We start from the raw sequence: 9,765 nt of genomic DNA, 5'->3' as shown, positions 1-9,765 counted from the left end.
CCGCCGCGCGCCACGGCCAGCCGCACAGACCGCATCATCATCGTGGCGCTCGACCCCGGCCACGGCGGCGAAGACCCCGGCGCCATCGGCCCGAACGGCACGCGCGAGAAAGACATCGTGCTGCAGGTGGCGCACCGCCTGCGCGACCGCATCAACGCGGCCAGCGTCAACGGCAGCCCGATGCGCGCCTTTCTCACGCGCGACGCCGACTTCTTCGTGCCGCTGGGCGTGCGCGTGCAGAAGGCGCGGCGCGTGCAGGCCGACCTGTTCGTGAGCATCCACGCCGACGCCTTCACCACGCCCGCCGCGCGCGGCGCCAGCGTGTTCGCGCTGAGCCAGAGCGGCGCCTCCAGCAGCGCCGCGCGCTGGCTGGCCAACAAGGAAAACGACGCCGACAAGGTCGGCGGCGTGAACGTGGGCAACCACGAGGCCCAGGTGCAACGCGCGCTGCTCGACATGAGCACCACCGCGCAGATCAACGACAGCCTGAAGCTCGGCGGCGCGATGCTCGGCGAGATCAAGGGCATCGGCGCGCGGCTGCACAAGGCACAGGTCGAGCAGGCCGGCTTCGCGGTGCTGAAGGCGCCCGACATCCCGAGCGTGCTGGTCGAAACGGCCTTCATCAGCAACCCCGAGGAAGAAGCCAACCTGCGCCGCGCCGACTACCAGGAGAACCTGGCCGACGCGCTGATGCGCGGCATCCAGCGCTACTTCGCGCAGAACCCGCCGCTCGCGCGCAGCCGCCAGCTCTAGGCTAGAAGCCCGCCACGCGGGCAACCCACGCGGCCAGATAAAGGCCGACGCCGAAGACGCTGTGCGTCACCACGCTCTGGAACCGCGCCATCGCCGGGCGCGGCGTGCGCCGCGCCGCAAAGCCCGCCCCCATCGCAGGCTGCATCACGCAGAACGGCACGAGCACGGTGCCGACGCCGACGATCAACGCAGGCACCAGCGTCGGCTGGCGCGCCCACGCCAGCCCCCAGCCTGCGAGCAGCACGGCCGCGAACGCGATGCCGAGCAGGTAGTGCGCGGTCCAGCCGATGGCGCCCTCGCCCGCCACGCGCGGCGACTTGCCGATGGGGTCGTGAAAGAAGCGCCCGCGCGTCAGGTGCACGAGCCAGCGGCCCACGAGGGCGTAGTCCAGCGAGGGAATGCCGAACAGGCGCTGGCGCAGCACGGCCCACAGGTCCATCACCACGGTCGCGCCGGCGCCGATCCACAGCGTGCGCAGCGCGCATTCGACGGCCTCAGACATGGCCGCGCTCCCGCACCGGCGCGCGCGCCGCGATCATCCAGCAGGCCGCGACAAAGCGCACGTCGTCGCCCTGCACATAGGGCGCGAAGGCGGCGTGCAGCGTCTCGATGACCTGCGCGCGCGTTGCGGCATCCACCTCCTGCAGGACGAGGCCGACCGGCCCGAGCCGCGTGAAGTAGTCGGCCAGCGCCGTCGCGGGGAACGCGCATTCGACCTCGAAGGGCTGGATGTCGACCTCGCCCCATCCGCTCGCCGCGAGGATGCCCGCGACCCGCACGCGGTCGGCGAACGCGAACTGGCCCGGTGCGTTCGGCTGGCGCGGCGGCAGACCGGGCAGCAGCGGCGCGGCGGCACGTTCGGCCGTGGTCATGAACGGGTTGTCGGCCCCGCCGCGCCAGGCAATGCAGCGCAGGGCCGCGCCGTCGGTCGCCGCGTGCCGCAGGTTCGCGAAGGCCCGCACCGGGTCGTCGAAGAACATCACGCCCAGGCGCGAGATGACCGTATCGAACGCGGCCGGCTCGAAGGCGTGGCCCTGCACATCGGCGCAGACGAAGCGGGCCGATGGGAGCACCTCGCGCGCGGCGCGGGCCTTCGCCGCCTCGATCATCGGTACCGAGATGTCGACGCCAAGGCATTGGCCGGTCGGGCCGAGTTGCCGCGCCACGGCGAGCGTCGTGCGGCCGGTGCCGCAACCCACGTCGAGCACGCGGCGGGCGCCCACGGCGCGCACCGCGTCGCTCAGCCGCGCTTCGAGCGGCTGGAACATCGCGTCGAGCACGGCTTGCGTCCGGACCCAGGCGCTGCCGGCGTGGCCGTTCCACAAGGCGGCCTGCTCGGCATTGGCGGGGGATGTGTCGTCCATGATCGTTTTCCTTCAGGTGCCTTCAAGCGGCGAGAGCTAGACTGTGCCAATTCAAGTCGACTTGAAGTCAAGAGGGGGCCGGCACATGGACATTTCGGAAGTGGCACAACGCGCCGGCGTTCCCGCCTCGACGCTGCGCTTCTATGAAGAAAAAGGGCTGATCGCCTCGACCGGCCGGCACGGCCTGCGCCGCGTGTTCGCGCCCGAGGTGCTGGAGCGGCTGGCGCTCATCGCGCTGGGGCGCGCCGCCGGTTTCTCGCTGGAGGAAATCGGCCACATGTTCTCGCCCGAAGGCAAGCCGCGCATCGACCGGCAGGTGCTCGCGGACAAGGCGCGGGACCTGGACCGCACGATCCGCCAGCTCACGGCGATGCGCGACGGCCTGCGGCACGCGGCGGTCTGCCCCGCGCCCAGCCACATGGAATGCCCCACCTTCCGCCGCATCCTGCGGGCCGCGTCGTCGGGTGCGCTGGAAGCCCCGAAGAAGAAGGCGCCGAAGCCGCGAACCCCGTAGCACCACGTAGCCACACCCGCTTTCAGGCGTTGCGTTCCGCAACACGCGCCCCTGCGCACAGGCAAGCGCGGCAGGCTCCTACACCGCGAAATGCATACTTTTGACCATGATGAGCCATCACTCTCGAAAGGTGGACCTCATGTTGAAGACACGTCTCTGGATCGCCGCTGCAGCTGCCACTTCGGTCATGACGCTGGCAGGTTGTGCGAGCGGTCCGAACCAGAACCTCGGCACCGGCATTGGCGCACTCGGCGGCGCGGCGGTGGGCCATGCGATCGGCGGCAACACGGGCAGCACGCTCGGCGGCGCGGCCATCGGCGGCATCATCGGCAACCAGGTGGGCCGCAACGTCGACGAGCGCAACTACTACAACCAGCAACGCTACCCGCGCGGCAGTGGCTACTACCCGGACAACGGGCCGCGCTACTGATTGATCCTTCCAACCCTCAACGAAAAAACGCGCCCTCCGGCGCGTTTTTTTCTGGGGCGGGCCGAGAGCCGCTCAGGCCTGCGATGCCGCCGCCCGCGCCTTCTCGGCCTTCGAGGCGCGCCACGCACCGAAGATCGCCAGCAGGCCGGGCACGAAGATCAGCGCCCAGATGATCTTGTCCAGGTGCTGGCGCACGAACGGCAGGTTGCCGAAGAAGTAGCCCGCGGTGGCGATGCCCAGCACCCAGATGAGCGCACCGCCCACGTTGTAGGCCGTGAACTTCGCGCGGTTCATCTCGGCCACGCCGGCCACGAAGGGCGCGAAGGTGCGAATGAACGGCATGAAGCGCGCCAGCACGATGGTGATGCCGCCGTAGCGTTCGTAGAAGCTGTGGGCCTGGTCGAAGGCCTTGCGGTTGAAAAAGCGAGAGTTCTCCCACTGGAACACCTTGGGCCCGAAGTAGCGCCCGATCGAGTAGTTGCACTGGTCGCCCAGGATGGCCGCCGCGATCAGGATGCCGCAGGCCAGCGGAAAACTCATGAGCCCCACGCCGCACAGCGCGCCGACGATGAACAGCAGCGAGTCGCCCGGCAGGAACGGCATGACCACCGCGCCGGTCTCGACGAACACGATCAGGAACAGCAGCGCATAGACCCAGGGGCCGTAGGCGACCACGAAGGCCTCGAGGTGTTTGTCGACGTGAAGGATGAAGTCGACGAGAAAGCTGATGATTTCCATGGGCGCGGATTATCCTTGTTGGCATGTCGCACCTTTTCCGAATCACCCCATGATCCAGATCCGCGAAGCCCTCGATGCCGACTGGCCCGCCCTCTGGGCCGTTCTCGAACCGACGTTCCGCCGCGGCGACACCTACACCTACCCGCCCGATGTGACGGAAGAACAGGCCCGCCATTCGTGGATGAAGGTGCCCACGCTGACCTTCGTGGCCTGCAACGATGAAGGCGCCGTGCTCGGCACCTATGTGATCCGCCCCAACCAGCCCGGCCAGGGCGCGCACGTGAGCAACTGCGGGTATGTGGTGTCCGAGGCGGCGCGCGGCCTGGGCGTGGCCTCGGCGCTGTGCGAACACTCGCAGCAGCAGGCCCTGCGCATGGGCTTCCTGGCGATGCAGTTCAACTTCGTCGTCTCCACCAACGAGCGCGCGGTGCGGCTGTGGCAGCACATGGGCTTCGCCATCGTCGGCACGCTGCCGGGCGCATTCAGGCATCCGCAGCTGGGCTTCGTGGACGCCTTCGTCATGTACAAGCAGCTGCAGCCTTTCCCCGGCGCGGCATGAAGAAGATCGAGCCCCGGCTCCTGCAGGCCTTCGTGGCCGTGGCCCGCGAGGGCTCGGTGTCGCGCGGCGCGCAGCGCCTGTTCCTCACGCAACCGGCCGTGAGCCTGCAGCTCAAGGAACTGGGCGCGCTGGTCGAGCTGGAGCTGTTCCAGCGCACGCCCACCGGCCTGCTGCTCACGCGCGACGGCGCGGCGCTGCTCAACCATGCCGAACATGCGCTCGAGAGCCTGAACGATTTCGCGGTGGCTGCCGAGCGGCTCAAGGGCGGCGTGCGCGGCTCGCTGCGCATCGGCACCATCCTCGACCCCGACTTCACGCGGCTCAGCCCCTTCCTCACCGAACTGGTGGCACTGGCGCCCGAGCTCGAGACCGAGCTGCACCAGGGCACGAGCGGCGACGTGCTCGCCCAACTGCTGAACAAGGAACTGGACATCGGCTTCTACCTCGGCGACCCCGAGGCCACCGACCTGCCGCAGGCCAGCGCCGCCTCACGGCGCCACGACGGCGAGCTGTTCCATTCGCAGGTGCTGGCGCGCTTCAACTACCAGGTGATCGGCCCGAGCGGCTGGGCGCCGCAGGTGCTGGGCCGCGACTGGCCCGAGCTGGCGTACCTGCCGTGGGTGCTGGCACCGGCAACCTCCTCGCATTCGCGGCTGCTGGCGCCGGTGCTGCAGGCCCACAAGCTGGTGCTGAAGAAGGCCGCGCAAGCCGACCAAGAGATGTCGATGCTGGCGCTGGTGCGCGCCGGCGTGGGCATTTCGCTGGCGCGCGATGCGCTGGCGCTGCAGGCCAGCCAGCGCGACGGCCTGGTCATTGCCGACCGCGTGAGCATCGGCTGCGACCTGCGCTTTGTCTGCCTGGCCGGCGCGCTCAAGCGGCCGGAGGTGGACTGCGCATGGCAGGCCCTGTCGCGCGTCTGGCGACAGGCCTTCTGAACGACTAGGCGCGTGCCCGGCCGTCGAGCACGGCCGCCGGCGCCGCCGCAGCCCCACTCTTCTTCGCCACGCGCCAGCCCTTGGGCATGAGCGCGAGCATCAACGCGGCCAGCAGCGCCGCGCTGCCCAGCGTGTACAGCCCCGCGGCCGAGCCGCCGTGGTTCTGCTCCACGTAGGTCCGCAAGTTGGGCGCCACGAAGCCGCCCAGGTTGCCGATGGAGTTGACCAGCGCGATGCCCGTGGCAATGCCCAGGCCCGACAGCCGCTCCGACAGGAAGGCATAGAAGATCGGCGTGCCCGACAGGTAGGTCGATGCGCCGATCGACAGCGCCGCGATCGCGAAGATCGGCGAGCCATGCGCCGACAGGCACACGCACACGCCGAAGATCGTGTACAGCGTGGCCACGGTGACGCGGCGGCGGTCGTGGTGGCGGTCGGACCAGCGCGTGACGAAGTACACGACGAACAGCGCCAGCAGCCACGGGATGCTGGTGACGAAGCCGACCAAGAGGCCGATCTTCTGGCCCAGGATCTGTCCCACCTGGGTCGGGAGATAGAAGATGAGGCCGTAGGCGGCGATCTGCACGATGAAGAAGTTCAGCGCGAAGAACATGACGCGCGGATTGCACAGCGTCTGCCACACGGTCTGCGGGCTGTCGGCCGACTTCTCCGCCGCTTCCTGGTCGAGCACGGCCTGCAGCGCGTTCTGCTGCGCGCTCGTGAGCCAGGGCGCGTTGTGCGGCCGGTCGACGATGACGAAGAAGGCCACGATGCCCACCACCACGGCCATCAGGCCCTCGATGAGGAACATCCACTCCCAGCCCTTGAGGCCGCCGATGCCGTTCATGTCGAGCAGCGCACCGGAGATCGGCCCGCCGATGACGAGCGCGCCCGCAAAGCCGAACAGCAGGATGCCGTTGGCCTGCGCACGCACCTTGGCGGGGAACCAGTAGGTCAGCGTGAGCAGCACGCCGGGGTAGAAGCCCGCCTCCGCGATGCCGAGCAGGAAGCGCAGCACGTAGAAGGAGGTCTCGGTGGTCGCGAACATCATGGCCGAGGCCACGAGCCCCCAGGTGACCATGATCCGGCACAGCCAGATGCGCGGGCCGACGCGCGACAAAATCACGTTGCTTGGCACTTCGAAGATCGCGTAGCTCACGAAGAAGATGCCGGCGCCGAGCGCGAAGGCGCTGTTGCTCAGGCCGGTGTCGATCTGCAGCGCCTGCTTGGCGAAGCCGACGTTCACGCGGTCGAGGATCGACATGATGTACATGACGATCAGCATGGGCAGCAGGCGCCAGCGCGCCTTGTGGATGGCGCCTGTGACCAGCTCGCCGTAGGGACTCGTGGTTGTCATTGTTGTTGTCTCCTGAATAGGTATGTCTGTCTGAAAGGCGCCGAGGCTAGCCCCTTGCGACCGCGCCGTGGACCGGGTTCGTCACCGAACCCAGCCCATCGATCTCGACCGAGACCACGTCGCCGCGCTTGAGGAAGCGTGGCGGCTTCAGGCCCAGGCCGACGCCGGCGGGCGTGCCAGTGAGGATCAGGTCGCCGGGCTCCAGCGTGATGGCGCGCGAGAGGTACGCGACGAGGAACGCGACCGAGAAGATCATTTCGCTGGTGTTGGACGACTGCACGGCCTCGCCGTTGACGAGGCAGCGGATGCCCAGCGATTGCACGTCGACCACTTCGTCGCGCGTGACGACGGTGGGCGCGAGCGGGCAGAAGCCGTCGAGCGACTTGCCGCGCACCCATTGGGCCTCACCCAGCTGCACGTCGCGCGCGCTCACGTCGTTGGCGGCGACGTAGCCGAACACATGCGAGAGCGCATCCGCTTCGCTCACGCCCTGTGCACGCTTGCCGATGACGACGCCGAGTTCGGCTTCCCAGTCGACCTTCTCGGTGAAGCCTTCGGGCCAGGTGATCGCGTCGCCGTCAGCGGCCAGCGTGTTGCTGAACTTGGCGAACACGACGGGCTTCTCGGGGATCGCCAGGCCGGTCTCGATGCAGTGGTCGCGGTAGTTGGCGCCGATGCAGATGATGTTTCTCGGTGCGAACGGCAGCGTGGGCTTGACGTCGGCGAGCGGGATTGGCCGACCTTCATCTCGCCAGGCTTTGCCTTCGACGATGTCCTGCATGCGGGCCGCATCGACGGGCTGCAGTGCGCCGTCCTTGATGTAGCCCATGCGGGGGCCCTGCGGCGTTTGAACGCTCATCCACTTCATGTCTGACTCCTTCTTCTGATTTAAAAAATTCTGGGTGCGGGGGCGGGTTCATTCAGGGCGTGTGCACAGGCCACCGGGTACTTCCCTCCGCGAATGTCCCCCGGGGCTTCGCCCCTCCTCCTTGATTTCGCTGCGGGAAGCACCCAGTGTCCTGAGCACGATGGGCGCGGTCGTTGTGCGGGCTGATCCACACGTGCTCTGAACACGCTCACGTCGATGGGGTGCCTTGCGCAGCGAAACCAAGGGGGAGGGGCGGAAGCCCGCAGGCCGGGGGACATTCGCGGAGCAAGGCTCCCCGTCGGCGGGAGCGTCGCCCTGAACAGCAGTCCTCAGTGATTCCGACGCGGAATCCCCGCCGTCTGCGCCACGCGCTGGTACTTGGTCGCCGGCTTCAGCACCATGCCTTCGGACAGCGTGTCCACCATCGCGCGCTGAATCTCCTGCCATGGCGTCTGGCTCGCGGGAATCGGGTAGCCGCCCTTCGCCTCGAGGTCGCGGGCGCGCGCTTGCAGCACGGCGTCGTCGACGAGCATGTTGACGGTGCGTTCCTTCAGATCCACGCGCACCTTGTCGCCGGTCTGCAGCAATGCCAGGCCCGCGCCTGCGGCGGCTTCAGGCGAGGCGTTGAGGATCGACGGCGAGCCCGAAGTGCCCGACTGCCGGCCGTCTCCGATGCAGGGCAAGGCCGACACGCCGCTCTTGAGCAGGTGCGAGGGCGCGCGCATGTTGACCACTTCCGACGAGCCCGGGTGCCCGATGGGGCCGACGCCGCGCATGAACAGGATGCAGCTCGCGTCGATGTCCAGCGACGGGTCTTCGATGCGGGCTTCGAAATCTTCGGGGCCGTCGAACACGATGGCGCGGCCCACGAAGGCGTCGAGGTCGCCGGCCTTGCTGAGGTAGCGCGCGCGAAACTCGTCGGAGATCACGCTGGTCTTCATGATCGCGCTGTCGAAGAGGTTGCCCGACATCACGAGGAAGCCGGCGTTCTCGCGCAGCGGCTGGTCGAAGGGGCGGATCACGTCGGCGTCTTTCACCGGTGCGTCGGCGCAGTTGGCGGCCAAGGTGTGGCCGTTGACGGTGCGCGCGTCGGTGCGGATCAGGCCATGGCGATGCAGCTCGGCCACCACCGCGGGCACGCCGCCTGCGCGGTAGAACTCCTCGCCGAGGTACTTGCCGGCGGGCTGCATGTCGAGCAGCAGCGGCACGTCGAGGCCGACCGTTTCCCAGTCCTGGATGTTGAGTTCGACGCCCGCGTGCTTGGCGATGGCGATGAGGTGGATCGGCGCGTTGGTCGAGCCGCCGATGGCCGAGTTGACGACGATCGCGTTCTCGAAGGCCGAGCGCGTGAGGATGTCAGAGGGCTTGAGGTCTTCGCGCACCATGTCGACGATGCGCCGGCCCGTTTCGTAGGCCATCTGGCCGCGCTCGCGGTACGGCGCGGGAATGGCCGCGCAGCCGGGCAGGCTCATGCCCAGTGCTTCGGCCAGCGCGTTCATGGTCGAGGCCGTGCCCATCACGTTGCAATGGCCGGCCGAGGGCACGGTGGAGCCCACGAGGTCGATGTAGCCAGGGAAGTCGATGCTGCCCTTGGCGAACAGCTCGCGCGCCTTGAACAGCGTGGTGCCGGTGCCGGTGCGCTGGCCTTCGTGCCAGCCGTTGAGCATGGGACCGCCCGACAGCACGATGGCGGGGATGTTGGCGGTGGCCGCGGCCATCAGCGCGGCAGGCGTGGTCTTGTCGCAGCCGGTGGTCAGCACCACGCCGTCGATCGGGTAGCCGGTGAGGATCTCGACGAGCCCCAGGTAGGCCAGGTTGCGGTCGAGCGCGGCGGTGGGGCGGCGGCCGTTCTCCTGGATCGGGTGCATCGGGAACTCCATCGCGATGCCGCCCATCTCGCGGATGCCTTCGCGCACCCGCAGCGACAGCTCGCGGTGGTGGCGGTTGCAGGGCGTGAGGTCGGAGCCGCTTTGCGCGATGCCGATGATCGGCTTGCCCGATTGCAGCTCTTCGCGGGTGAGGCCGTAGTTCAGGAACCAGGCCAGGTGCAGGACCGAGAGTTCGCTGTGTTCGGGGTTGTTGAACCAGGCGGCGGAGCGCAGGGGGCGGGGTGTCGTCATGGCGTCGGCTTTCAGGGTGGTCGGCGAACGCGCGCGGCGGCCCCCTGCGCGGCATGGCGGTGGGCCATGGCGGTGTATCGGGTGTCTCCGGTGCGTTCTTGTTGTGCGAATACGTTGGCGAAGGGGA

Annotated in this window: 11 protein-coding genes; 5 read left to right on the top strand and 6 right to left on the bottom strand. The window is 68.6% G+C overall.

Annotated features, from left to right (window positions below; translation table 11 throughout):
• Positions 1-753: N-acetylmuramoyl-L-alanine amidase family protein (locus VBO01S_RS20325; RefSeq protein WP_174543684.1), on the top strand; the 753-nt coding region annotated here is incomplete at its 5' end.
• 1 nt (position 754) lies between these two features.
• Here the strand turns inward: VBO01S_RS20325 and VBO01S_RS20320 are convergent.
• Both VBO01S_RS20320 and VBO01S_RS20315 read right to left on the bottom strand, forming a co-directional pair.
• The gene (locus VBO01S_RS20320) at positions 755-1,255 is read right to left on the bottom strand and encodes a DUF2938 domain-containing protein (RefSeq protein WP_062478528.1); all 501 of its coding nucleotides are present in this window, start codon (positions 1,253-1,255) and stop codon (positions 755-757) included.
• A complete protein-coding gene (locus VBO01S_RS20315; protein ID WP_062478527.1) occupies positions 1,248-2,117 on the bottom strand; it encodes a class I SAM-dependent methyltransferase in 870 nt (289 codons plus the stop codon). Before VBO01S_RS20315 ends, VBO01S_RS20320 begins: the two co-directional genes overlap by 8 nt.
• An 85-nt stretch (positions 2,118-2,202) precedes the next feature.
• Here VBO01S_RS20315 and VBO01S_RS20310 point away from each other — a divergent pair, with 85 nt between their 5' ends.
• A complete protein-coding gene (locus VBO01S_RS20310) occupies positions 2,203-2,631 on the top strand; it encodes a helix-turn-helix domain-containing protein (protein WP_062478526.1) in 429 nt (142 codons plus the stop codon).
• A 139-nt stretch (positions 2,632-2,770) separates the two neighbouring features.
• The gene (locus VBO01S_RS20305) at positions 2,771-3,061 is read left to right on the top strand and encodes a YMGG-like glycine zipper-containing protein (RefSeq protein ID WP_223301444.1); all 291 of its coding nucleotides are present in this window, start codon (positions 2,771-2,773) and stop codon (positions 3,059-3,061) included.
• A 72-nt stretch (positions 3,062-3,133) separates the two neighbouring features.
• Here VBO01S_RS20305 and VBO01S_RS20300 read toward each other — a convergent pair whose 3' ends face one another.
• On the bottom strand, positions 3,134-3,799 hold the full coding sequence (locus tag VBO01S_RS20300) for a DedA family protein (protein WP_062478522.1): 666 nt from the start codon (positions 3,797-3,799) through the stop codon (positions 3,134-3,136).
• A 49-nt stretch (positions 3,800-3,848) separates the two neighbouring features.
• Here VBO01S_RS20300 and VBO01S_RS20295 point away from each other — a divergent pair, with 49 nt between their 5' ends.
• Positions 3,849-4,358 (top strand): GNAT family N-acetyltransferase, encoded by a 510-nt coding sequence (locus VBO01S_RS20295; RefSeq protein WP_062478519.1) that lies wholly within the window; start codon positions 3,849-3,851, stop codon positions 4,356-4,358.
• Positions 4,355-5,293, top strand: a complete 939-nt coding sequence (locus VBO01S_RS20290) for a LysR family transcriptional regulator (RefSeq protein ID WP_062478516.1) — start codon at positions 4,355-4,357, stop codon at positions 5,291-5,293. The genes VBO01S_RS20295 and VBO01S_RS20290 overlap by 4 nt, the downstream gene beginning before the upstream one ends.
• A gap of 4 nt (positions 5,294-5,297) precedes the next feature.
• Here VBO01S_RS20290 and VBO01S_RS20285 read toward each other — a convergent pair whose 3' ends face one another.
• The 3 genes from VBO01S_RS20285 to VBO01S_RS20275 form a co-directional block, all read right to left on the bottom strand.
• Positions 5,298-6,650 (bottom strand): MFS transporter, encoded by a 1,353-nt coding sequence (locus tag VBO01S_RS20285; protein WP_082818212.1) that lies wholly within the window; start codon positions 6,648-6,650, stop codon positions 5,298-5,300.
• A gap of 46 nt (positions 6,651-6,696) precedes the next feature.
• Positions 6,697-7,518: a fumarylacetoacetate hydrolase family protein gene (locus tag VBO01S_RS20280; protein WP_062478513.1), complete on the bottom strand. Its 822-nt coding sequence runs from the start codon at positions 7,516-7,518 to the stop codon at positions 6,697-6,699.
• Between the two features lie 329 nt (positions 7,519-7,847).
• On the bottom strand, positions 7,848-9,638 hold the full coding sequence (locus VBO01S_RS20275; protein ID WP_062478510.1) for an IlvD/Edd family dehydratase: 1,791 nt from the start codon (positions 9,636-9,638) through the stop codon (positions 7,848-7,850).
• Positions 9,639-9,765 lie beyond the last annotated feature (127 nt).

The sequence above is a fragment of the Variovorax boronicumulans NBRC 103145 genome (assembly GCF_001591345.1).
GTDB lineage: Bacteria > Pseudomonadota > Gammaproteobacteria > Burkholderiales > Burkholderiaceae_C > Variovorax > Variovorax boronicumulans.
The sequence above is the reverse complement of the archived record's forward strand: the minus strand, read 5'-3'. Positions and strand labels throughout refer to the sequence as shown.